The organism is Kitasatospora sp. NPDC040550 (assembly GCF_055594965.1).
Genome location: NZ_JBVIWC010000003.1, coordinates 506,863 through 528,842 on the forward strand (window position 1 = coordinate 506,863; position 21,980 = coordinate 528,842).

Consider the following 21,980-nt stretch of genomic DNA (forward strand, 5'->3'; position numbering starts at 1 on the left):
GGGCGGCCGGGGCTCAGTCCCAGTCGTCCCGCGACCGGCGGCCGCCGCGGTCGTCCCGGTCGCGGCGGTTGCCCAGTGCGGCGGCGAAGTTGACCCCGGCGATGCCCGCCCAGCAGGCCAGCAGCCCGGCGAAGCCGCCGCTGCCGGGGCTGCTCGCGATCGCGGTCAGCGGGATGCCGAAGGCCAGCGAGATCACCGCCAGCCGGTTGCCGGACCGGCCGGGGGTCCAGCCGCGGCGCGCACGGTCCCGGCCGCGGTAGCCGGGCTCGTAGCCGTCGACGTCCATCCGCGCGGCCACCGAGCGCTCCACCCGGGCGTCCAGACGGGCGTCGAGGCGCTTCATGAAGGAGTCGAGGAGCTCGTCCTCGTAGTCCTTGCCGAGCTCCTTGCGGGCCTGAAGGGTGGCGTCGAGGTCGCGCCGCAGTTCGTCCTGGCGAGTGTCCATGCCAGTAGCGTGGCGCCGCCGTCCGGCCCGGTCCATCCGTTCGCGGGGGGAATCCGGGCGGGCTCAGGGAGAAATCAGGGTTACCCCGAGGCCGCGCCCGGGAGGTCCGCTCGTCGGCGTGCGCTGTCCGGGACGCCGTCCGAACCGTGGGACGTCTCATGAAGCGTCCCGTCGTACGAGACGTCTTTGCCAGCGGCGGCGCTCTGCTGCACAGTCGTCGTCCGAACCGCACGCATCCGGAGGTACCGCTGATGACCGCCACCGACGAGGCCGGCACCGTCGGTCCCTCCGCCCGGCTGCTCCAGCTGTTCGAGGGCCACCGGCTGACCCCCACCCAGCGGCGGATCGCCCACTCGCTGGTCCGGCACGCCAACGAGGCCCCGTTCCTGTCCAGCGTCGAGGTCGCCGAACTCGCCGGGGTCAGCCAGCCCTCCGTCACCCGCTTCGCCGTCGCCCTCGGGTACGACGGCTACCCGGCGCTGCGCAAGCAGTTGCGCGAACTCGGCGCCGGCGAGCCCGCCGCGCCCGAGACCCCGGACGACGCGGTGCGCAACGAGCACCAGCAGGCCGTCCTCGCCGAGATCGCCCACCTGCGCCACCTCGCCGAGCTGCTCGCCGACCCCGAACCGATCACCCGGGCCGCCCGGCTGCTCGCCGCCTCCCGCCCGCTGCCGGTGCTCGGCCTGCGGGCCGCCTCGGCCCAGGCCCGCGGCTTCGCGTACTTCGCGGCCAAGGTGCACCCGGACATCCGGCTGCTGGACGAGGGCGGCAGCATGCTCGCCGACCGGCTGGAACAGGCCAGTGCGGCGGGAGCCACCGCGCTGCTCTGCTTCGCACTGCCGCGCTACCCGCGGGAGTTGATGGACGCCCTGGTGGTGGCCCGGGACTGCGGGCTGACCGTGCTCACCGTCGCGGACAGTGCCTTCTCGCCGGTCGCCAAGCTCTCCGACCTGATGCTGCCGGCCGCCGTCGGCACCGGGCTGGTCTTCGACACCGCCTGCGCGCCGATGATGCTCGGCCGGGTGCTGCTGCAGAGCATGTGCGACGAACTCCCGGGCGCGGAAGCCAGGTTGGAGGCGATCGAGCAGTCCGCGGCGGCCCGGGGCCTGTTCTTGGAGTAGGCGCGGCCTGGAGTAGGGACAGCCTGGAGTAGGGACAGCCCGGAGTGGGCGCGGCCCGGAACAACGGCCGAAGGACTACTCGTCACGAAGCCGGGCATCCCCTAGTGCAGGGGGTGCCGCCCATGCGCGTGATCCACGAGATGAAGTTCGTCGCCCGCCTGGCCTCGGGTGCCGACGAATGGTCCTGCCCCGCCTGCGGACGCCGCGTCACCCTGCGGCGCCTGCCCGAACCCGAACTGACCGTCCTCGACCCGGGCGACGAGTCCGCCGTGCACGTGGGCGTCATCGAACCCGACGCCCGTGCCACGGCGGCCGCCGAGAAGTACGGCCTCGGCCCCGTCCAGAACGTCCCCCGCCCACCGTCCCCGCCCGCCCCCGACGCCGCGGACCGCCGCTGGCTCGCCGAGATCGGCATCGACTGGGACGGCGGCGACGCGGCGGCGTGAGTCAGCGGCGAGGGGCGTAGAGCGGGAGGCCGGAGGTGTCCAGCTCGGCGGGCAGGGGTGCGGGCAGTGGGACGGGCTCGCCGTACTTGCCGTGCAGGACGCCTCGATATTCGCCGTCGCGAGGGTGGGTGTAGAGCGTCCAGGTGCCCGTGCGGGGGTCGACCGCGAGCAGGACCTGTACGCCCGCGATCGCGTACCAGCTGGTCTTGGCTGTGATGGGACTGACTCGCTCGGAGGTGGAGTTGACCTCCACGGCGAGCTCGACGTCGTGCGGGTCTGCCAGCCATTCATCGTCGTCCTCCCAGTTGCGCGGCAGGGCGACGAGGTCGGGTGTGGCGTAGTCCTCCGCATCGTCGGGCATGGTGATCGACGAGACCCCGTAGGCGCCCAGGCTTTCGGGGAGCTCGGCGTCGGTGCTGGGCCGAGTGGCTGGTGTTCGCCCGGGTTCAGGCTAGCGCGCCAAGTCGGCCGGTGCCGTTGCTGATCGGATTGTTTCAGGGTCTGGTCGAAAGCCGGTTGTTTAGTTATATTCAGCCGAGCAGAACTTGAATGAATCCATCCGCAGGGAGGCCGGGACATGGTGCAGCAGCAGACGAGCGGGCCGCGCGAGGTGCGTGCGGCGCGCGGGACGGGGCTCACGACGCAGGGGTGGCAGCAGGAGGCTGCCCTGCGGATGCTGATGAACAACCTCGACCCCGAGGTGGCCGAGCACCCGTCGAAGCTGGTGGTGTACGGCGGCACCGGCAAGGCCGCGCGGGACTGGCGCTCCTTCGACGCCATGGTGCGGACGCTGCAGGGGCTCAAGCAGGACGAGACCATGCTGGTCCAGTCCGGGCGGCCGGTCGGCGTGATGCAGACCCACGAGTGGGCGCCGCGCGTGCTCATCGCCAACTCCAACCTGGTCGGCGACTGGGCGAACTGGGAGGAGTTCCGCCGGCTGGAGAGCCTCGGGCTCACCATGTACGGCCAGATGACCGCCGGCTCCTGGATCTACATCGGCACCCAGGGCATCCTCCAGGGCACCTACGAGACCTTCGCCGCCGTCGCCAACAAGCGCTTCAACGGCACCCTGGAGGGCACCATCACCCTCACCGCCGGTCTCGGCGGGATGGGCGGCGCCCAGCCGCTGGCCGTCACCATGAACGGCGGCGTGGCGATCTGCATCGACTGCGACCCGTCCCGGATCTCGCGTCGGATCGAGCACCGCTACCTGGACGTCGAGGCCAAGGACCTCGGCCACGCGCTGGAGCTCGCCACCGCCGCCCGCGACAAGAAGCAGCCGCTCTCCATCGGCCTGCTGGGCAACGCCGCCGAGCTGTTCCCGCAGCTGCTCGCGATGGACGCCCCGATCGACATCGTCACCGACCAGACCAGCGCCCACGACCCGCTGAGCTACCTGCCGATCGGCGTCGACTTCGACGACATGGCGGACTACGCGGCCGCCAAGCCCGCCGAGTTCACCACCCGCTCGCGCGAGTCGATGGCCCGGCACGTCGAGGCCATGGTCGGCTTCCTGGACCGCGGCGCCGAGGTCTTCGACTACGGCAACTCGATCCGCGGCGAGGCCCAGCTGGCCGGCTACGACCGCGCCTTCGCCTTCCCCGGCTTCGTCCCGGCGTACATCCGCCCGCTGTTCTGCGAGGGCAAGGGCCCGTTCCGCTGGGCGGCCCTGTCCGGTGACCCGCAGGACATCTACAAGACCGACAAGGCCGTCCTCGACCTCTTCCCGGAGAACGAGTCGCTGGCCCGCTGGATCAAGCTGGCCCAGGAGAAGGTGCACTTCCAGGGCCTGCCCGCGCGCATCTGTTGGCTCGGCTACGGCGAGCGCGACAAGGCCGGCGAGCGCTTCAACGACATGGTGGCCTCCGGCGAGCTGTCCGCGCCGATCGTGATCGGCCGCGACCACCTGGACTGCGGCTCGGTGGCCTCCCCGTACCGCGAGACCGAGGCGATGCTGGACGGCTCGGACGCGATCGCCGACTGGCCGCTGCTCAACGCCATGGTCAACGTCGCCTCCGGCGCCTCCTGGGTGTCCATCCACCACGGCGGCGGCGTCGGCATCGGCCGCTCGATCCACGCCGGCCAGGTCACGGTGGCCGACGGTACGGCGCTCGCGGGCGAGAAGATCCGCCGCGTCCTCACCAACGACCCGGGCATGGGCGTCATCCGGCACGTGGACGCCGGCTACGACCGCGCGGTCGAGGTCGCCGACGAGCGCGGCGTGCGCGTTCCCATGGGTGAACTGTGAGCTCTTCGTTCAACGAGATGTGGGCGGAGCTGCTCCCCGTGGGCCGCTCCGCCGCCTCCGGCGGCTACCGCCGCTTCGCCTGGAACTCCGCCGACGCCGAGTGCCGGGCCTGGTTCGAGCAGCAGGCCCGCCACCGCGGCCTGACGTACGAGCTGGACCGCAACGGCAACCAGTGGGCCTGGCTGGGCGACCCGCACGGCCAGGGCGCGGTCGTCACCGGCTCGCACCTGGACTCCGTCCCGGACGGCGGCGCCTACGACGGCCCGCTCGGGGTGGTCTCCTCCTTCGCGGCGCTGGACGAACTGCGCGCCAGGGGAGCGGAGTTCACCAAGCCGCTGGCGATCGTCAACTTCGGTGACGAGGAGGGCGCCCGGTTCGGCGTGGCCTGCATCGGCTCCCGGCTGACCGCCGGGCTGCTGTCCCGCAGGGCCGCGTACGAGCTGCGCGACGCCGACGGCCTGCGGCTGCCCGACGCGATGGAGAAGGCCGGCTACGACCCGACCGCGATCGGCGCGGACGAGGAGCGGCTGTCCCGGATCGGCGCCTTCGTCGAACTCCACGTCGAGCAGGGCCGCTGCCTCACCGAGGAGCAGCCGGTCGGCGTGGCCGGGGCGATCTGGCCGCACGGCCGCTGGCGCTTCGACTTTCACGGCGAGGCCAACCACGCGGGCACCACCCGGATCGAGGACCGCCGCGACCCGATGCTGACCTACGCCAACACCGTGCTCGCCGCCCGCAAGAAGGCGAAGCTGGCGGGCGCGCTGGCCACCTTCGGCAAGGTCGCGGTCGAGCCCAACGGCACCAACGCGATCGCCTCGCTGGTGCGCGGCTGGCTGGACTCCAGGGCCGCCGACGAGCGCACCCTCACCGAGCTGGTCGCCGAGATCGAGCGGGCGGCCGCCGAGCGCGGCGAGCGCGACGGCGTCCGGGTCGAGCTGACCCGCGAGTCGTACACCCCCGTGGTGGACTTCGACGGCCCGCTGCGCGACCGGCTCGCCAAGCTGCTGGAGGCCCCGGTGCTGCCCACCGGCGCGGGACACGACGCCGGGATCCTGGCGTCCGCGATCCCGACCGCCATGCTGTTCGTGCGCAATCCCACCGGGGTCTCGCACTCCCCGGCCGAGCGCGCCGAGGAGGCCGACTGCCTGGCCGGGGTCGCCGCCCTCGCCGACGTACTGGAGGACCTGGCGTGTCATTGACCGCTTCGGTGACGTACTGGGCGCAGTACGCCTGGCTGCCGCACCACAACGGGCCGGTGGTCGAGCCGGACGTGCTGATCACCACCGGTGCCGACGGCCGGATCGCCGCCGTGACGCCGGACAGCGGGCCCTGCCCGCCCGGCGCCGTCCGGCTCGACGGACTGCTGCTGCCCGGCCAGGCCAACGCCCACTCGCACGCCTTCCACCGGGCGCTGCGCGGGCACGTCCAGGTCGGCTCCGGGACGTTCTGGACCTGGCGCGACACCATGTACCGGTTCGCCGGCGCGCTCGACCCGGACAGCTACCTGGAGCTCGCCACCGCCGTCTACGCCGAGATGGCGCTCGCCGGGATCAGTGCCGTCGGCGAGTTCCACTACCTGCACCACGCGCCCGGCGGCGCCCGCTACACCGACCCCAACGCGATGGGCGAGGCGCTGATCGAGGCCGCCGCCCGGGCCGGCATCCGGATCACCCTGCTGGACACCTGCTACCTGTCCGCCGGCTTCGGTGCCGAACCGACCCACCCGCAGCTGCGGTTCAGCGACGGCGACGCCGAGGCCTGGGCCGTCCGGGCGGACGCGCTCAAGCCGCGCGAGCACGCCCGGATCGGCGCCGCCATCCACTCCGTCCGGGCCGTTCCGGCCGAGCAGCTGGGCACCGTCGCGCACTGGTCGGCGACGCGCGGGGCGCCGCTGCACGTCCACCTGTCCGAGCAGACCGCGGAGAACGAGGCCTGCCTCGCCGCGCACGGCGTCACCCCGACCCGGCTGCTCGCAGACCACGGCGCGCTCGGCCCGCGCACCTCGGCCGTGCACGCCACCCACCTCACCGACGAGGACGTCGAGCTCCTCGCCGACTCCTCCACCACCGTCTGCATGTGCCCCACCACCGAGCGGGACCTCGCCGACGGCATCGGCCCGGCCCGCCGGCTCGCCTCGGCGGGCAGCCCGATCTCCCTGGGCAGCGACAGCCACGCGGTGATCGACCCGTGGGAGGAGGCCCGGGCGCTGGAGCTGGACGAGCGGCTGCGGACGCGCACCCGCGGCCACTGGACGGCGAACGCGCTGCTGCGGGCGGGTGGCGAGGACGGCCACGCCTCGCTCGGCTGGCCCGAGGCCGGCCGGATCGAGGCCGGGGCGCTCGCCGACTTCACGGCGATCGCGCTGGACTCGGTGCGTACGGCGGGGCCGCCGCCGCGGCTCGGCGCCGAGATCGCGGTGTTCGCGGCCTCGGCGGCGGACGTCCGGCACCTGGTGGTCGGCGGGCGGCACGTCGTCCGGGACGGCGTGCACCAGCTGGTGGCCGACGTGCCGGGGGCGCTGCGCTCGGCGATCGGCGCGCTGGACTACTGACTCCCCTGTTCGACCTCACGCGGAAGGCGTTGTCTTGAGCACCAGGACCACCTTGATCACGGGCATCGGCAGCCTGGTCACCAACGACCCCGGGCAGGGCACCGGGCCGCTCGGCCTGCTGGCCGACGCGGCCGTGGTGGTCGAGGGCGACACCGTCGCCTGGGTCGGCCCGGCGGCCCAGGCCCCGGCGGCGGACGAGCGCTTCGACGCCGAGGGCCGGGCGCTGCTGCCCGGCTTCGTCGACTCGCACGCCCACCTGGTGTTCGCCGGGGACCGTACGGCCGAGTTCAACGCCCGGATGTCCGGGCAGGCGTACAGCGCGGGCGGCATCCGCACCACGGTGGCGGCCACCAGGGCGGCGAGCGACGCCGAACTGGACGCCAACCTGGCCGGGTTCGTCCGGGAGGCGCTGCGGCAGGGCACCACCACCATCGAGTGCAAGTCCGGCTACGGGCTGACGGTCGAGGACGAGGCCCGGGCGCTGCGGATCGCGGCGACCTACACCCCGGAGACCACGTACCTGGGCGCGCACATCGTGGCCCCCGAGTACGCCGAGGACCCGGCGGGGTACGTGGAGCTGGTGACCGGCGAGATGCTGGACGCCTGTGCGCCGCACGCCCGTTGGGTGGACGTGTTCTGCGAGAAGGGCGCCTTCGACGGCGACCAGGCGCGGGCCGTCCTGACGGCGGGCATCGAGAAGGGCCTCACGCCGAGGGTGCACGCCAACCAGCTCACGTACGGGCCGGGCGTGCAGCTCGCGGTGGAGCTGGGGGCCGCCTCGGCGGACCACTGCACGCATCTGACGGACGAGGACGTGGCGGCGCTGGCGGGGTCGGCGACGGTGGCGACGCTGCTGCCGGGGGCGGAGTTCTCCACCCGGGCGGAGTACCCGAGCGGGCGCAGGCTGCTGGACGCGGGTGCGGTGGTGGCGCTGTCCACGGACTGCAACCCGGGCTCCAGCTTCACCAGTTCGATGGCGTTCTGCATTGCCGTGGCGGTGCGGGAGATGGGCATGACCCCGGACGAGGCGGTCTGGGCGGCCACGGCCGGCGGCGCCCACGCGCTGCGGCGCACCGACGTCGGGACGGTCACGGAGGGCGCGCGGGCGGACCTGCTGCTGCTGGACGCGCCCTCGCACGTCCACCTGGCGTACCGCCCGGGCGTGCCGCTGACGGCGGCGGTCTGGCGCGCGGGCGTCCGCGAGGTCTAGGACCTTTGGACGGCCCCCGCGCCCCCGGGGTGGCGGGCGCGGGGGCTTCGCCGTCCCGGTTCGGGGGTGTCCGGTGTGTTCGCCCGGACCGTTAAGTCAGATGACCGATGTGGCGGGCCCAGCCGCGCTGACAACCTCTGCGTCGGGCGGTTCCGCGCCCGCCGGGGAACACGCCCCGTGCGGGTCCGTCGTCGGATCCGCGGCACATCACGTCATCACTCCGGAGCCCACAGGTCGGACCCGGGCTCACGGACCGGAAGGGCAGCAGGCATGACCGCACTACCGCACACCCCACCGCACCGTCGCAAAGCCTCCGGGCTCGTCGCCGCTGTGACCGTCCTCCTCGCCACGCTGGCCGCCGTCTTCGCGGGCACGGCCCCGGCCGGTGCGGTAACGCCCTGGCAGGAGACGAACCACAACGGCAGCACCCCTGACTCCCCGGCGATGGCGTTCTACGCGGGGAGCAACGTCGAGGTCATCCGCGGCCAGGACAACAACCTCTGGTTCAACGTCGACAACGGCGACTTCAACCACATCGGAGGCGTCACCTACGCCGCCCCGTCGATCACCGTGTTCAACGGCGAGCTCTGGATCTGGCACACCGGCCAGAACGGCGACGTCTGGGGCCAGAACCTTGCCAACCCCGGTGAGTCCAACCACCGGCGCTGGTACTGGAACCGGCCCATCCAGTTCAGCACCCAGAACATCGGCGGCTCCGGTTCGGCCGGCCGCCCGACCCTGAGCCCGGCCGTCGCGGCCTCCCCGGACGTGCTGCACTTCATCGTGGTCGGCGCCAACGAGCGCATTTACCACGCCACCATGGGGAGTCGTCGGAACTTCAGCGCCTGGACCGAACTGCCGGGCGGGGCCCGTACGGAGTCCGGGGTCGGCGCCTCGACCTCGCCCGACGACCGGCTGACCGTCGTCCACCGCGGCACCGACAACCGGATCTACCGCCAGGGCCTGTACGTCCGGTACTGGCAGTGGGACAACAACTGGCAGCAGGTCAGGAACACCTACACCAACGCCGCCCCGTCGGTCGCCTACAACTTCCACGACGGCCGGATGGTCCTGGCCTGGCGCCAGGCCAGCTCCGGCCAGATCCTGGCCTCCGAGATCCCGACGAACTCCTCCGACTCGACGATCCCCCAGGGCGTGCCCAACGGCAACAACGTCGCCAGCCCGTCGGCCCCGCGCGTCGACTCCGAGCCGGACGGTGTCGGCGTGACCATCCGGGGCGGCAACTTCTACGACGTCCGGGGCAACTACTACCGGAACAACATCGTCTACAACATCCACAACTACTACCCCAACTGAGGCTTCCCCCCGAAGCCGTCCTGCTGCCCCCTCGGGTCCCCCGGCCCGAGGGGGTGTCGCTCATTCCGCGCTCAACGACTTTCGCAGGAAAGCCAGTTCGTGCAGCAGCAGGTTCTCCGCCACCGCCTCGTCGGTCGGTTGGTGCCCGGTGCCGCGCAAGGGCAGGACCTCGTGCGGGCGGCCGGCGGCGAGCAGGGCGGCAGAGAGCCGCAGGGTATGGACGGGGAAGACGTTGTCATCCGCCAGGCCCTGAATCAGCAGAAGGGGGCGGCTCAGCTTCGGTGCCTCGTTGACGAGGTCGCAGGAGTCGTAGTGCTCGGGGTGCTCGTCGGGGTGGCCGAGGAAGCGTTCCTGCCAGTGGGTGTCGTACAGCCGGTGGTCGGTCGGGGCAGCTCCGGCGGAGGCGGCGTGGAAGACGTCCGGGCGCCGCAGTACGGCGAGGGCGGCGAGGAAGCCGCCGTAGGACCAGCCACGGATGGCGACCCGGTGCAGATCGAGCAGGCCCGGCCGCAGCCGGGCGGCCTCGTGAAGGCCCTCGATCTGGTCCTCCAGCGCGGGGCCGGCCTTGTCGCCCCAGATCGCCTTGTCCCAGCGCGGCCCGCGTCCCGGGGTGCCGCGGCCGTCCACCACCAGCACCGCGAAGCCCTGGTCGGCGAACCACTGGGAGACCTGCTCGTACCAGGCGCCGCCGGTGGTGACCTTCTGCATGGCCGGCCCGGCGTACGGGTCGAGCAGCACGGGCAGCGGCCCGTCGCCCGGCTGGTGGCCGGTGGGCAGGAAGAGGTGGGCGCGCAGTTCGCGCGGGCCGAGGCGGAGCAGTTCGGGGCGGGCGCTGACGACGGGCTGCTCGGCGTACGAGGTGAGCGGGTGGGCCGGACCACCGGGCCGGAGAACGGTTGCGCCGGTGCCCGTGGTGAGGACCAGCGTGCCGCCCCGACCGGTGCCGCCGTGGACGCCCGGCCCGCTGCTCAACTGCCTTATGCCGGAGCCGGGTTCGTAGGCCCACAGCTGGGTCTCGGTCGGCTCCTCGGAGGCGGTGAACAGCACCCGCTCGCCCTCCGTCCCGACCACGGCCCGCAGGTGCAGTCCACCCGGTGTGACCGGTTCGCCGTCGACGGTCAGGTGCCGGGTGTCGCCCTCGTCGGCGGTGTCGACCAGCGCCCCGCCCGCCGTCCGCACCGGCAGGCCGGGGAGCAGCTCCACCCAGTGCGGGTCGGCCCGTTCGGCGAGCACCCCGGTGCTGCCGTCCGCCCCGATCGCCAACGTCCGTACGGTGCGCTGGTCGCGGCTCTGCACGGCGGCGTACGGCCCGTGGTCGTCCCAGCCGGCGGCGGTCAGGTACTCGAAGGCGGCGCGGTCCCAGCGGACCTCCGTGCGGGTGCGGCGGCCGTCGAGGCCCACCAGCCAGAGGGTGACCTCGGCGTTGGCGGTGCCGGCCAGTGGGTAGCGGACGGCGTGCGGGGAGCGCCCGGGGTCGGTGGGGTCGGCGAGGAACCACCGGGCGACGGCACGTTCGTCGACCCGGGCGACCAGCAGCGCGGTGCCGTCGGGGGACCACCAGTACCCGCGGTCGCGGTCCATCTCCCCGGCGGCGACGTACTCGGCGAGGCCGTACGTGACGTCCTCGGCCTCGGGTTCCGCCACTGCGCGGTCGTCCGTGCCGTCCGCGCAGACCACCCGCAGGGCGCCGCCGCTGACGTAGGCGATCCGGCGGCCGGTCGGGTCGAGCCGTAGCTCCCGCGGCTCGCGGGCGGTGGCGATCGGGCGGGCCGAACCCGTGGTGGTGTCGGCCAGCCACAGCGTGCCGTCCAGCGCGAAGGCGGCGTACCGGCCGGTGGCGTCGGTGCTGTACGAGGCGATGCCGCTGGTGCTGCCGAGCGCGGTCGGGTCGATGACCAGCCGCTCCTCGCCGGTCGCGGTGTCCAGGGCCCAGAGGCAGGTGACCGGGTCGGTGCCGGTCCAGCTGCGCAGGAACAGCACCGTCGAGCCGTCGGCGGAGGGCTCCGGTCGGGCCGGGACGCCCAGGGTGAAGCGCCGGGTGCGGGCCAGCTGGCGGGGCAGCGAGTCGGCCGCCGCGCCGGGGAGAGTCGTCATGCCGGGACCATAGGCACACCCGGCCCGGCACCGTCGAGGCAATTACCGACCCCGTCGGGGCCATGGAAACGACCGGGGCCGCCGCGGATCTCAGGAATCCACGGCGGCCCCGGGGCCTCAGGGGCCCGGCGTCATCGGAGCGGCGTCAGTGCACGCCGCCCATGAGCGACTGGACGCGCTTGCGGTAGCTGTAGACCGCGAAGCCCGCGAGGCAGGCGAGGGCGGCCTGCATCCCGATGATGCCGGTGCCGTCGAGGTTGACGCCGGCCAGCGACAGGAGGCTGGTGGTGCAGTCACCGGCGGTGACGGCGAGGAACCAGACGCCCATCATCTGGGAGGCGTACTTCTGCGGCGCCATCTTGGTGGTGACCGAGAGGCCGACCGGGGAGAGGCAGAGCTCGCCGATGGTCTGGATCATGTAGATCGAGACCAGCCACATCGGGGAGACCTTGGTGCCGTCGCCGGCCATGTTCATCGGGACGATGAAGATGAAGAACGAGGCGCCGATCAGGACCAGGCCCATCGCGAACTTCGTGATGGTGTTGGGCTCCTTGTTGCGGCGCGACAGCCACAGCCACAGCCAGGCGAAGACCGGCGCGAGCGCCATCACGAACAGCGGGTTCAGCGACTGGTACCAGGTGGACGAGAAGCCGAAGCCGAGGACCTTGTCCGCGGTGTTCTTGTCCGCGAACAGGGACAGGGTGGACCCGCCCTGGTCGTAGATCATCCAGAACGCGGCGGCCGCGACGAAGAACCAGATGTAGGCGGTCATCTTGGACTGCTCGCCGGCGTCCAGCTGCTTGTCGCGCTTGATCCGGACCAGCACGACGACCGGGATGGCCAGACCGGCGATGGTCAGCGGGACCAGGGCCCAGTTCAGGGTGTAGACGCCCAGGGCGACGACGGCGGCGTAGAAGACGACGCCCGCGAGGATCACGGCGCCGGCCTTCATCAGCAGGCTCTTGCGCTCCGCGGCCTGCAGCGGGTTGGGGACCACGCTGCTCTTCGGGCTCAGGTGGCGGGTGCCCATGAGGAACTGGGTGAGGCCGAGGCCCATGCCGACCGCGGCCAGCGCGAAGCCCAGGTGCCAGTTGTACTCCTTGCCGACCGTTCCGATGATGAACGGGGCGGCGAAGGCGCCGAGGTTGATGCTCATGTAGAAGACGGTGAAACCACCGTCGCGGCGCGGGTCCTCGGGGCCGTTGTACAGGTGGCCGACCATCGTGGAGATGTTGGCCTTGAGCAGCCCGGAGCCGACCGCGACCAGGAGCAGGCCGACGAAGAACGCCGCCTGACCCGGAACGGCCAGCGCGAGGTGGCCCGCCATGATCACGAAACCGGCGACGGTGACGGTCTTGCGGGCGCCCCACACCCGGTCGCCGAACCAGCCGCCCGGGTACGCCATGAGGTAGACCATGGACACGTAGACGGAGTAGATGGCCGTGGCCATCGTCGCCTTCATCGCGAGGCCGCCGCCCTGGCTGCCGGCTGCCGCGTCGGCACCGCCGGAGACCAGGTAGTAGATCAGCAGGGCGCGCATGCCGTAGTAGGAGAAGCGCTCCCACATCTCGGTCATGAACAGCGTGGCGAGGCCTCGGGGGTGCCCGAGGAAGGTCTTGCCGCTGGGGGAGGCCGACGCGAGGTCGGCGGCCCGGGTGGTAGACGCCATGTGTAGTCGTTCCTTGCCTGACAGCGTCCGCCTAGGGGGGTGGCGGCGGACGTGGACTTGAACCACTCTACGTGGCGATATTTGGCGTTATCAGATGACAAACATCGCGAATCACTCTGCTTAATAACAAAGTTGGCAACAGATCTGCCCGATTGATCCATGGTAGACGGGCGTGTCTTCCTTCGGTTCAAAGATCCAAGTGAGGATTCTTCGCCGAACGGCCGGTCGGCGACGCCTTGTTGGCTTCCGAAGGGCCCTTCTATAACGATCACACTCTGTGAACTACCTCACAGGGGGTACGGGCATACGCGGGACGACTACCATCACCACATGACCTGTGTGCTGCTCGCCGAGGACGATCCGGCGATCTCCGAACCTCTCGCCCGGGCCCTGCGACGCGAGGGCTATGAGGTGCTCGTCCGCGAGGACGGGCCGACCGCACTCGCCGCCGGCCTCACCGAGGAGGTCGACCTCGTCGTCCTCGACCTCGGCCTGCCCGAGATGGACGGCCTCGAGGTCTGCCGCCGCCTGCGTGCCGACGGCAAGAGCTGCCCCGTCCTGGTGCTCACCGCCCGCGCCGACGAGGTGGACACCGTGGTCGGCCTGGACGCCGGCGCCGACGACTACGTGACCAAGCCCTTCCGCCTGGCCGAGCTGCTCGCCCGCGTCCGGGCCCTGCTCCGGCGCGGCAACGTCGACCAGCTCACCACCGGTGCGCACGGGGTCAAGATCGACATCGAGTCCCACCGCGCCTGGCTCGGCGAGGAGGAGCTGACCCTCTCCGCCAAGGAGTTCGAGCTGCTGCGCGTCCTGGTCCGCGACGCCGGCCGGGTGGTCACCCGCGAGGAGATCATGCGGCAGGTCTGGGACACCACCTGGTGGACCTCGACCAAGACCCTGGACATGCACATCTCCTGGCTCCGCAAGAAGCTCGGCGACGACGCGGCCAACCCGCGCTACATCGCCACCGTGCGCGGGGTCGGCTTCCGGTTCGAGAAGAATTAGCCGCGTACGGAGATCGTGGCCGGGCGGCGGCCGATGCGGTGGAACACCTCGGGGAGCAGCAGCGTGAAACGCAGGATGATCAACTCGCTGCTGGTCGTCGTCCTGGTGGTCGTCGTGGTGTTCTGCGTGCCGCTCGCCCTGGTCGAGAAGCGCAGCATCGTCGACGCGGCCCAGGACCGGGTGGACGCGACCGCCGTCCGGGTGCTCGCCCTGGTCGAGAGCCGGCTCGCCGCCGGTGAGTCGGTCAAGGAGGGGCGGGTCTTCGAGAGCCAGGTCACCGAGGGCAGCTACGTCGAGGTGCAGATCCCCGGCCAGCAGGTGCTCTCGGCCGGCCGCCCGCCCGCCGGGAACCACCTGCTGCGCGCCGCCGAACACGGCACCAGCGGCGAGATCGTCACCGTCGAGCAGTCCCGCGAGGACGTCGACCACGAGATCGCCAACAACCTGCTGCTGCTCGGCGTGGTCGCCCTGCTGGCCGTCCAGGCCGCCGTCGCGCTCGCCGTCTGGCAGGCCAAACGACTCGCCCGGCCGCTCACCGACCTCGCCGAGACCGCCGAACGGCTCGGCTCCGGCGACCCGCGCCCGCGCAACCGCCGGTACGGGGTGCCCGAGCTCGACCGGATCGCCGAGGTGCTGGACACCAGCGCCGAACGGATCGCCCGGATGCTCACCGCCGAACGCCGGCTCGCCGCCGACGCCTCGCACCAGCTGCGCACCCCGCTCACCGCGCTGTCGATGCGGCTGGAGGAGATCACCGCCCTCGCCGAGGAGCCGGAGACCGTCAAGGAGGAGGCGACCATCGCCCTCCAGCAGGTCGAGCGGCTCACCGACGTGGTCCAGCGGCTGCTCACCACCCAGCGCGACCCGCGCAGCCCCACCGCCGTCGCCTTCGACCTGGACGAGGTGATCAAGCAGCAGGTGGAGGAGTGGGGCCCGACACTGCGCGAGCAGGGCCGGGTGCTGTCCCTGGAGGGCCTGCACGGGGTCACCGCGGTCGGCACCCCGGGGACGGTCGCCCAGGTGCTCGCCACCCTGATCGAGAACTCACTGATGCACGGCGCCGGGACGATCACCCTGCGGGTGCGGCCCTCCGGCACCTCGGTGGTGGTCGAGGTGCAGGACCAGGGCGCCGGAGTGCCGGCCGACCTCGGCAACCGGGTGTTCGAGCGGGCCGTCAGCGGCCGCAACTCCACCGGCATCGGCCTGGCCGTCGCCCGCGACCTCGCGGAGGCGGACGGCGGGCGGCTGGAGCTGCTCTCCTTGAAGCCCCCGGTGTTCGCGCTGTTCCTCGGGCGCAGCCACGAGGACTGAGCGGGGCGGCAGGGCCGCGAGGACCGGGCGGGGGAGGGGTACGAGGGCCGGGCGGGGTCAGCGGGCCCCGTCGAGCCGGACGTCGCGGACCACGTCGAGGTCGGTGAAGGTGGGCGGCGCGTCGCAGAGCGCCACCATCTCGCGGAAGATCCGGTCCGTCTCGGGGAGCTTCGAGTTGCGCATCGCCTCCTCGTAGGAGGGGAACTCCACGATCTCCATCACGTGGCGGGCATCCGAGCGGTCGGTGCCGACGACCGCGTGCGAGGCGGTCCGTCGGCCCTTGGTGGCCTCGACCCAGGTGTCCATGAGCCGGTTGAGGTCGTCGAGCCGGTCGGTCTTGCAGTCGATGATCTGGACGAACGCCATGGCGAGCCTCCTGGGACCCCCTCGGCCTTTCGATCGTCCGCGGGCCGTGCTCGCCCTCGGTCACCACTGTCCTCTTGCGGGGGCGGGCCCGGCAAGGGGGGAGGGGAGGGGAAGGGAGGGGGGTCGCCGGGGCGGCTACTCGGCCTTGGCGTAGCGGATCTGCTCGGCGGCCAGCATCAGTTCGGCCTGGGCGGCCAGTTCCCGGCCGTCGGCGGCCTCCGCGCTCTGCGCGGCGTGGGCGGCGTGGGCGGCGTCCGCGCCCGGTGCGTGCGGTACGGGGGTCGGCTCGGGCAGTGCCTTGAAGACCCAGGTGCGGTACGAGACGAATCGGAACACGGTGGCGATGGCGAGGCCGACGACCTTGGCGCCCATCTTCTCGAAGTTCGAGTCCAGGCCCAGCACGTACTGGGAGAAGCCGAGCACCCCGGTCTCGATCAGCATGCCGAAGCCGCTGAACACCAGGAAGAGGGTGATCTCCCGCTTGCGGGAGTCGGCGTCGCGGTCCCGGTACAGCCAGTAGCGGTAGCCGAGGTAGTTGGTGGCGATCGCGATCACCGTCGCGGCGATGTTGGACCGCAGCGAGGCGATGCCCAGGCCGATGTTGCAGACCCAGAAGACGGCGAAGTTGACCACGACCCCGCTCAGGCCGACGATGCCGAACTTCACGACCTCGCCCCTGATCCCACGCACCTTCTGCATGAGTGAGGGGTTCGAAGCTGTGGTCGTCGCCATACCGGGTGGCCTCCATGTACCTGCGGGGAAAAGGGTGTCCCACTGGGCCGGGGACACCCCTTGAGCCCTGCGTGCACGCACATGATCCGACCGCGCGGACGAGGACCTAGCCGTCCAGGCTACCCGCTTCCACCGAACGGCTCAGCCGTCCGGGGGAGGGGTTGACATCTACGCGCGTCCACTACTCACACCCCCACCGCGGCTCCATGGCCCCCCACCGGCCCGGATATCCTGGCGAGGTGACTTCCCCGGGCAATGTGAATTTTCCAGTGGTGGGCATGATCGGTGGCGGGCAGCTGGCCCGCATGGCACACCAGGCGGGCATCCCGCTCGGGGTCAGGTTCAAGCTCCTCGCCGACACCCCCCAGGACTCCGCCGCACAGGTGGTCTCCGACGTCGTCCTCGGTGACTACCGAGACCTCGACACCCTGCGCCGCTTCGCGGCCGGGTGCGACGTGATCACCTTCGACCACGAGCACGTCCCCACCGAGCACCTGCGGGCCCTGGAGGCCGACGGCATCGCCGTCCGCCCCGGCCCGGAGGCGCTGGTCAACGCCCAGGACAAGGGCGTGATGCGGGCCAAGCTCGACTCCATCGGGGTGCCCTGCCCCCGGCACCGGATCGTCGCCGACCCGGCCGACGTCACCGCCTTCGCGAACGAGGGCACCGGGTACCCCGTCGTGCTCAAGACCGTCCGCGGCGGCTACGACGGCAAGGGCGTCTGGGTCGTCGACGACGAGCAGGAGGCCCAGGCGCCGTTCCTGGCCGGCGTCCCCGTGCTGGCCGAGGAGAAGGTCGACTTCGTCCGCGAGCTGGCCGCCAACGTGGTCCGCTCGCCCAGCGGCCAGGCCGTCGCCTACCCGGTCGTCGAGAGCGTCCAGGAGAACGGCGTCTGCGCCGAGGTCACCGCCCCCGCACCGGACCTCGACCCCGCCCTGTCCGACGAGGCCCAGCAGCTCGCCCTGCGGATCGCCGGCGACCTCGGCATCGTCGGCCACCTCGCCGTCGAGCTGTTCCAGACCCGGGACGGCCGGATCCTGGTCAACGAGCTGGCCATGCGCCCGCACAACTCCGGGCACTGGACCCAGGACGGCGCGGTCACCTCGCAGTTCGAGAACCACCTGCGGGCCGTCCTCGACCTCCCGCTCGGCGACCCCCGGCCGCGCGCCAAGTGGACCGTCATGGTCAACGTCCTCGGCGGCGAGTACCCGGACATGTACCACGCCTTCCTGCACTGCATGGCCCGCGACCCCGGGCTGCGGATCCACATGTACGGGAAGGACGTGAAGCCCGGCCGCAAGGTCGGCCACGTCAACGTCTTCGGGGACGACCTCGACGACGTCCGCGAGCGCGCCCGCCACGCGGCCGCCTACCTGCGAGGAACGATCACCGAATGACCTCCACCGCTACGAGCCCCGTCGTCGGCATCGTGATGGGCTCGGACTCCGACTGGCCGGTCATGGAGGCCGCCGCCCAGGCCCTGGACGAGTTCGAGATCCCGTACGAGGTGGACGTCGTCTCCGCCCACCGGATGCCCCGCGAGATGGTCGCGTACGGCGAGCGGGCCCACGGGCGCGGCCTCAAGGCGATCATCGCCGGCGCCGGCGGCGCGGCCCACCTGCCGGGCATGCTGGCCTCCGTCACCCCGCTGCCGGTCATCGGCGTGCCGGTGCCGCTGCGCTACCTGGACGGCATGGACAGCCTGCTGTCGATCGTCCAGATGCCGGCCGGTGTGCCGGTGGCGACCGTCTCGGTGGCCGGTGCGCGCAACGCGGGCCTGCTCGCGGTGCGGATGCTCGCCGCCTTCGACCCGGAACTCACCGAGAAGATGACCGAGTTCCAGGCCGAGCTGAACAACCAGGCCACCGAGAAGGGCAAGAAGCTCCGCGCCAAGGTGGCCGGCTCCGCGTCCTTCGGTTTCGGCAAGTAGGCCGCCCGGCGGGGCAAGTAGGCCGCCCGGCGGGGTGGGGTAGAACAGCCCGTATGACTTCCGACTCCCTCACCCCGCTGGACCGCGCCCGCGCCCTGCTGCGCACCGCCCCCGTGGTGGACGGCCACAACGACCTCCCCTGGGCGATGCGCGAGCAGGCCGGCTACGACCTCGGCGCGCTCGACCTCGCCGCCGACCAGAGCGACCGCCTGCACACCGACCTCGCCCGCCTCGCCGAGGGCGGGGTCGGCGCGCAGTTCTGGTCCGTCTACGTGCCCTCCTCGCTGGCCGGCGACCACGCCGTCAGCGCCACCCTGGAGCAGGTCGACTTCGTCCACGCCCTGGTCGAGCGCTACCCGGACCGGCTGCGCCTGGCCCGCACCGCCGCCGACATGGAGGCCGCCCGCGCCGAGGGCCGGATCGCCTCGCTGATGGGCGCCGAGGGCGGCCACTCGATCGACTGCTCGCTCGCCACCCTGCGCGCCCTGTACGAGCTCGGTGTGCGGTACCTGACGCTCACCCACAACGACAACGTGCCGTGGGCCGACTCCGCGACCGACAAGCCGGTGGCCGGCGGGCTGACGAAGTTCGGCGAGGAGGTCGTCCGGGAGATGAACCGGCTCGGCATGCTGGTCGACCTCTCGCACGTCTCCGCCGACACCATGCGGGACGCCCTGCGGGTCACCGAGGCGCCGGTGGTCTTCTCGCACTCCTCCGCGCGCGCGGTCTGCGCGCACCCCCGCAACATCCCGGACGACGTGCTCGCCCAGCTGCCCGCCAACGGCGGCGTCGCGATGGCCACCTTCGTCCCCAAGTTCATCCTGCCCGCCGCCATCGAGTGGACCCTGGCCGCCGACGAGAACATGCGCGCCCACGGTTTCCACCCGCTGGACACCACCCCGCCCGCGATGGAGCGCCAGCGCGCCTTCGAGGCCGCCAACCCGCGCCCGATCGCCACCCCGTCCACCGTCGCCGATCACCTCGACCACATGCGCGAGGTCGCGGGCATCGACCACATCGGCATCGGCGGCGACTTCGACGGCACCGCCTTCCTGCCGGACGGCCTCGACTCGGTGGCCGGCTACCCCAACCTGGTCTCCGAACTCCTCGGCCGCCACTGGTCGGAGGCCGACCTCGCCAAGCTCACCTGGCACAACGCCGTCCGCGTCCTGCGCGACGCCGAGTCCGTCGCCGCCACACTGCGGGCCGCCCGCCGGCCCTCCATCGCCACCATCGCCCAGCTCGACGGCTGACCCGGACGGGCGCTAGCTCAGCCGCGGGATCTCGATGGCCGGGCACCTGTCCATCACCATCGAGACCCCGGCGGCCCGGGTCCGGTCGTACGCGGCCTCGTCGACGACCCCGAGCTGGAACCAGACCGCCTTCGCCCCGACCGCCACCGCCTGGTCCGCGACCTCCCCGGCCAGCGCGCTGTTCACGAACACGTCCACCACGTCGACCGGGAACGGGATCTCGGCGAGCGAGGCGTAGCCGGGCTCGCCGAGTACGGTCTCGGCCTTGGGATGCACCGGCACGATCCGCTTGCCGTGGCGCTGGAGCACCTGCGCCACGCCGTAGGCGGCCCGGGCGGTGTTGTTGGACAGCCCGACCACCGCCCAGGTGTCGCCGCTGCCGGTGAGGATCTCGCGGACGGTCGCCCCGTCGCCGTAGTTCGTCATGCCGGTGCCAACGACGGCCGCGGCCGGGGGATTCCGGCGCGGCCCGGGTGTCAGCTGGGGCGGCCCAGGGCGCGGTAGGTCCAGCCGGCGGCGCGCCAGGCGTCCGCGTCGAGGACGTTGCGGCCGTCGAGCAGTCGGCGCTCGGCCACCACGGCGCCGAGCTCGGCCGGGTCGAGCTCGCGGAACTCGGCCCACTCGGTGAGGTGGAGGACGACGTGGGCGCCCTCGGCGGCCTCCAGGGCGGAGTCGGCGTAGGCCAGGGAGGGGAACATCTTGCGGGCGTTCTCCACGGCCTTCGGGTCGTAGACGGTGACCTGGGCGCCCTGGAGCTGGATCTGGGCGGCCACGTTGAGCGCGGGGGAGTCCCGGATGTCGTCCGAGTTGGGCTTGAAGGCGGCGCCGAGGACGGCGACCCGGCGGCCCAGGAAGCCGCCGCCGCACTGCTCGCGGGCCAGTTCGACCATCCGCGAGCGGCGCCGCATGTTGATCGAGTCGACCTCGCGCAGGAAGGTCAGCGCCTGGTCGGCGCCGAGTTCGCCGGCCCGGGCCATGAAGGCGCGGATGTCCTTGGGCAGGCAACCGCCGCCGAAGCCGAGGCCGGAGTTGAGGAACTTGCGGCCGATCCGCTCGTCGTGCCCGAGCGCGGTGGAGAGCAGTGTGACGTCCGCGCCGGCCGCCTCGCAGACCTCGGCCATCGCGTTGATGAAGGAGATCTTGGTGGCCAGGAAGGAGTTGGCGGCGGCCTTCACCAGCTCGGCGGTCGCGTAGTCGGTGACCAGGAACGGCACCCCGGCCGCGATCGGCTCCGCGTACACCTCGCGCAGCAGCCGCTCGGCCCGCTCGCTCTGGGCGCCGACGACGATCCGGTCCGGCCGCAGGGTGTCCTGGACGGCGAAGCCCTCGCGCAGGAACTCGGGGTTCCAGGCGAGTTCGGCGCCCTCGCCGACCGGCGCCAGCGCGGCCAGCCGCTCGGCCAGCCGGGCCGCCGAGCCGACCGGGACGGTGGACTTGCCGACCACCAGGGCCGGGCGGGTCAGGTGCGGCGCGAGCTCGTCGATCGCGGTGTCCACGTACGACATGTCGGCGGCGAACTCGCCCTTGCGCTGCGGGGTGTTGACGCAGACGAAGTGGACGTCCGCGAACTCCGCGGCCTCCTTGGCGGAGGTGGTGAAGCGCAGCCGTCCGGTCGAGCCCTCGTGCCCGGCCACGTGCTTGAGCAGCAGCTCGGACAGGCCCGGCTCGTACATCGGGACCCGGCCCGCGGTGAGCGTCGCGATCTTCTCGGGATCGATGTCCAGACCCAGCACCTCGAAGCCGAACTCGGCCATCGCGGCGGCATGCGTGGCGCCGAGGTAGCCGGTGCCGATCACGGAGATGCGGAGGGTCACGGGGTTCCCCTTGAGTTGCGGGTTCGGCCAGTAGCGGGTGCCCCTGATGCTATCCGTCCCGCCCGGGTCGGTACCGATCGCCCGCTCGCCGAGGGCGCTAGGCAGCCGCAGGTCGGAGCCCTAGGATCTCTACTGAACGGTAGTTAACCGCGATTCGACTCGGATCCGACGCCGATCGGACAACGGTCTGCGTCGGCCACTGGACGACGAGGCAGGCATCATGGCGGGCAGCGCAGGAGCGGCTGACTTCGATCTCTTCCGTATCTCCGAGGAGCACGAGATGCTCCGTGAGGCGGTGCGTTCGCTGGCCGAGGCGAAGATCGCTCCGTTCGCGGCGGAGGTGGACGAGCAGGGGCGGTTCCCGCAGGAGGCCTTGGACGCGTTGACGGGCAACGATCTGCACGCGGTGCACGTGCCGGAGGAGTTCGGTGGTGCGGGGGCGGACGCGCTGGCGACGGTGATCGTGAT

At 72.2% G+C, this 21,980-nt stretch carries 20 protein-coding genes and 1 pseudogene; 13 read left to right on the forward strand and 8 right to left on the reverse strand.

Features of this window, described 5'->3' with window-relative positions; translation table 11 throughout:
* Positions 1-13: 13 nt before the first annotated feature.
* Positions 14-445: a hypothetical protein gene (locus ACZ58X_RS07600; protein WP_470332714.1), complete on the reverse strand. Its 432-nt coding sequence runs from the start codon at positions 443-445 to the stop codon at positions 14-16.
* Positions 446-696: 251 nt separating this feature from the next.
* On the opposite strand from ACZ58X_RS07600, the gene ACZ58X_RS07605 reads away from it, so the two are divergent.
* Both ACZ58X_RS07605 and ACZ58X_RS07610 read left to right on the forward strand, forming a co-directional pair.
* Positions 697-1,566 (forward strand): MurR/RpiR family transcriptional regulator, encoded by an 870-nt coding sequence (locus ACZ58X_RS07605; protein ID WP_470332715.1) that lies wholly within the window; start codon positions 697-699, stop codon positions 1,564-1,566.
* 122 nt (positions 1,567-1,688) lie between these two features.
* On the forward strand, positions 1,689-2,012 hold the full coding sequence (locus tag ACZ58X_RS07610; protein ID WP_470332716.1) for a hypothetical protein: 324 nt from the start codon (positions 1,689-1,691) through the stop codon (positions 2,010-2,012).
* Position 2,013: 1 nt separating this feature from the next.
* Here the strand turns inward: ACZ58X_RS07610 and ACZ58X_RS07615 are convergent, their stop codons facing one another.
* Entirely contained in the window at positions 2,014-2,373 is a 360-nt protein-coding gene (locus tag ACZ58X_RS07615; protein WP_470332717.1) for a Uma2 family endonuclease, read from the reverse strand.
* Positions 2,374-2,589: 216 nt separating this feature from the next.
* Between ACZ58X_RS07615 and hutU the strand changes: the two genes are divergently transcribed.
* The 5 genes from hutU (at position 2,590) to ACZ58X_RS07640 (ending at position 9,338) form a co-directional block, all read left to right on the forward strand.
* The gene (gene hutU, locus ACZ58X_RS07620) at positions 2,590-4,260 is read left to right on the forward strand and encodes a urocanate hydratase (RefSeq protein WP_470332718.1); all 1,671 of its coding nucleotides are present in this window, start codon (positions 2,590-2,592) and stop codon (positions 4,258-4,260) included.
* Positions 4,261-4,277: 17 nt separating this feature from the next.
* Positions 4,278-5,459, forward strand: a complete 1,182-nt coding sequence (locus ACZ58X_RS07625) for an allantoate amidohydrolase (protein WP_470332754.1) — start codon at positions 4,278-4,280, stop codon at positions 5,457-5,459.
* Positions 5,450-6,811, forward strand: coding sequence for a formimidoylglutamate deiminase (locus tag ACZ58X_RS07630; RefSeq protein ID WP_470332719.1), 1,362 nt, complete (start codon positions 5,450-5,452; stop codon positions 6,809-6,811). Before ACZ58X_RS07625 ends, ACZ58X_RS07630 begins: the two co-directional genes overlap by 10 nt.
* Before the next feature lie 34 nt (positions 6,812-6,845).
* Positions 6,846-8,021 carry an imidazolonepropionase gene (hutI, locus tag ACZ58X_RS07635; RefSeq protein WP_470332720.1) on the forward strand — a complete coding sequence of 392 codons (1,176 nt, stop codon included), beginning with the start codon at positions 6,846-6,848 and terminating at the stop codon, positions 8,019-8,021.
* Positions 8,022-8,291: 270 nt separating this feature from the next.
* Positions 8,292-9,338 (forward strand): PLL family lectin, encoded by a 1,047-nt coding sequence (locus ACZ58X_RS07640; RefSeq protein ID WP_470332721.1) that lies wholly within the window; start codon positions 8,292-8,294, stop codon positions 9,336-9,338.
* Between the two features lie 60 nt (positions 9,339-9,398).
* Here ACZ58X_RS07640 and ACZ58X_RS07645 read toward each other — a convergent pair whose 3' ends face one another.
* A complete protein-coding gene (locus ACZ58X_RS07645; RefSeq protein ID WP_470332722.1) occupies positions 9,399-11,432 on the reverse strand; it encodes a S9 family peptidase in 2,034 nt (677 codons plus the stop codon).
* 145 nt (positions 11,433-11,577) lie between these two features.
* Entirely contained in the window at positions 11,578-13,101 is a 1,524-nt protein-coding gene (locus ACZ58X_RS07650; RefSeq protein ID WP_470332723.1) for a peptide MFS transporter, read from the reverse strand.
* Positions 13,102-13,431: 330 nt separating this feature from the next.
* Here ACZ58X_RS07650 and ACZ58X_RS07655 point away from each other — a divergent pair, with 330 nt between their 5' ends.
* Together ACZ58X_RS07655 and ACZ58X_RS07660 are read left to right on the forward strand one after the other, a co-directional pair.
* Positions 13,432-14,106 (forward strand): response regulator transcription factor, encoded by a 675-nt coding sequence (locus ACZ58X_RS07655; protein ID WP_030290974.1) that lies wholly within the window; start codon positions 13,432-13,434, stop codon positions 14,104-14,106.
* Positions 14,107-14,169: 63 nt separating this feature from the next.
* Positions 14,170-15,417: an ATP-binding protein gene (locus tag ACZ58X_RS07660; RefSeq protein ID WP_375894788.1), complete on the forward strand. Its 1,248-nt coding sequence runs from the start codon at positions 14,170-14,172 to the stop codon at positions 15,415-15,417.
* 63 nt (positions 15,418-15,480) lie between these two features.
* Here ACZ58X_RS07660 and ACZ58X_RS07665 read toward each other — a convergent pair.
* Both ACZ58X_RS07665 and ACZ58X_RS07670 read right to left on the reverse strand, forming a co-directional pair.
* A pseudogene (locus ACZ58X_RS07665) lies at positions 15,481-15,783 on the reverse strand (ester cyclase); the annotation flags it as partial.
* Positions 15,784-15,918: 135 nt separating this feature from the next.
* Entirely contained in the window at positions 15,919-16,482 is a 564-nt protein-coding gene (locus ACZ58X_RS07670; protein WP_470332724.1) for a GtrA family protein, read from the reverse strand.
* Positions 16,483-16,772: 290 nt separating this feature from the next.
* On the opposite strand from ACZ58X_RS07670, the gene ACZ58X_RS07675 reads away from it, so the two are divergent.
* The 3 genes from ACZ58X_RS07675 to ACZ58X_RS07685 are packed head-to-tail and all read left to right on the forward strand — an operon-like array spanning position 16,773 to position 19,698.
* Positions 16,773-17,912 (forward strand): 5-(carboxyamino)imidazole ribonucleotide synthase, encoded by a 1,140-nt coding sequence (locus ACZ58X_RS07675; RefSeq protein ID WP_470332755.1) that lies wholly within the window; start codon positions 16,773-16,775, stop codon positions 17,910-17,912.
* Positions 17,909-18,445 (forward strand): 5-(carboxyamino)imidazole ribonucleotide mutase, encoded by a 537-nt coding sequence (purE, locus tag ACZ58X_RS07680; RefSeq protein WP_470332725.1) that lies wholly within the window; start codon positions 17,909-17,911, stop codon positions 18,443-18,445. Before ACZ58X_RS07675 ends, purE begins: the two co-directional genes overlap by 4 nt.
* A 53-nt stretch (positions 18,446-18,498) precedes the next feature.
* Positions 18,499-19,698 carry a dipeptidase gene (locus ACZ58X_RS07685; RefSeq protein WP_470332726.1) on the forward strand — a complete coding sequence of 400 codons (1,200 nt, stop codon included), beginning with the start codon at positions 18,499-18,501 and terminating at the stop codon, positions 19,696-19,698.
* A 12-nt stretch (positions 19,699-19,710) separates the two neighbouring features.
* Here the strand turns inward: ACZ58X_RS07685 and ACZ58X_RS07690 are convergent, their stop codons facing one another.
* On the reverse strand, positions 19,711-20,124 hold the full coding sequence (locus ACZ58X_RS07690) for a CoA-binding protein (protein WP_470332727.1): 414 nt from the start codon (positions 20,122-20,124) through the stop codon (positions 19,711-19,713).
* A gap of 50 nt (positions 20,125-20,174) precedes the next feature.
* Positions 20,175-21,512, reverse strand: a complete 1,338-nt coding sequence (locus ACZ58X_RS07695; protein WP_470332728.1) for a UDP-glucose dehydrogenase family protein — start codon at positions 21,510-21,512, stop codon at positions 20,175-20,177.
* 220 nt (positions 21,513-21,732) lie between these two features.
* Here ACZ58X_RS07695 and ACZ58X_RS07700 point away from each other — a divergent pair.
* Positions 21,733-21,980: acyl-CoA dehydrogenase family protein (locus tag ACZ58X_RS07700; protein WP_470332729.1), on the forward strand; the 248-nt coding region annotated here is incomplete at its 3' end.

Bases quoted from the DNA above. Each gene is read 5' to 3' on its own strand.
- ACZ58X_RS07690 (WP_470332727.1), bottom strand. From the start codon at position 20,124: ATGACGAACTACGGCGACGGGGCGACCGTCCGCGAGATCCTCACCGGC.
- ACZ58X_RS07655 (WP_030290974.1), top strand. From the start codon at position 13,432: ATGACCTGTGTGCTGCTCGCCGAGGACGATCCGGCGATCTCCGAACCT.
- ACZ58X_RS07650 (WP_470332723.1), bottom strand. From the start codon at position 13,101: ATGGCGTCTACCACCCGGGCCGCCGACCTCGCGTCGGCCTCCCCCAGC.
- ACZ58X_RS07670 (WP_470332724.1), bottom strand. From the start codon at position 16,482: ATGCAGAAGGTGCGTGGGATCAGGGGCGAGGTCGTGAAGTTCGGCATC.
- ACZ58X_RS07610 (WP_470332716.1), top strand. From the start codon at position 1,689: ATGCGCGTGATCCACGAGATGAAGTTCGTCGCCCGCCTGGCCTCGGGT.
- ACZ58X_RS07645 (WP_470332722.1), bottom strand. From the start codon at position 11,432: ATGACGACTCTCCCCGGCGCGGCGGCCGACTCGCTGCCCCGCCAGCTG.
- hutU (WP_470332718.1), top strand. From the start codon at position 2,590: ATGGTGCAGCAGCAGACGAGCGGGCCGCGCGAGGTGCGTGCGGCGCGC.
- ACZ58X_RS07615 (WP_470332717.1), bottom strand. From the start codon at position 2,373: ATGCCCGACGATGCGGAGGACTACGCCACACCCGACCTCGTCGCCCTG.
- purE (WP_470332725.1), top strand. From the start codon at position 17,909: ATGACCTCCACCGCTACGAGCCCCGTCGTCGGCATCGTGATGGGCTCG.
- ACZ58X_RS07605 (WP_470332715.1), top strand. From the start codon at position 697: ATGACCGCCACCGACGAGGCCGGCACCGTCGGTCCCTCCGCCCGGCTG.
- ACZ58X_RS07640 (WP_470332721.1), top strand. From the start codon at position 8,292: ATGACCGCACTACCGCACACCCCACCGCACCGTCGCAAAGCCTCCGGG.
- ACZ58X_RS07685 (WP_470332726.1), top strand. From the start codon at position 18,499: ATGACTTCCGACTCCCTCACCCCGCTGGACCGCGCCCGCGCCCTGCTG.
- ACZ58X_RS07600 (WP_470332714.1), bottom strand. From the start codon at position 445: ATGGACACTCGCCAGGACGAACTGCGGCGCGACCTCGACGCCACCCTT.
- ACZ58X_RS07625 (WP_470332754.1), top strand. From the start codon at position 4,278: ATGTGGGCGGAGCTGCTCCCCGTGGGCCGCTCCGCCGCCTCCGGCGGC.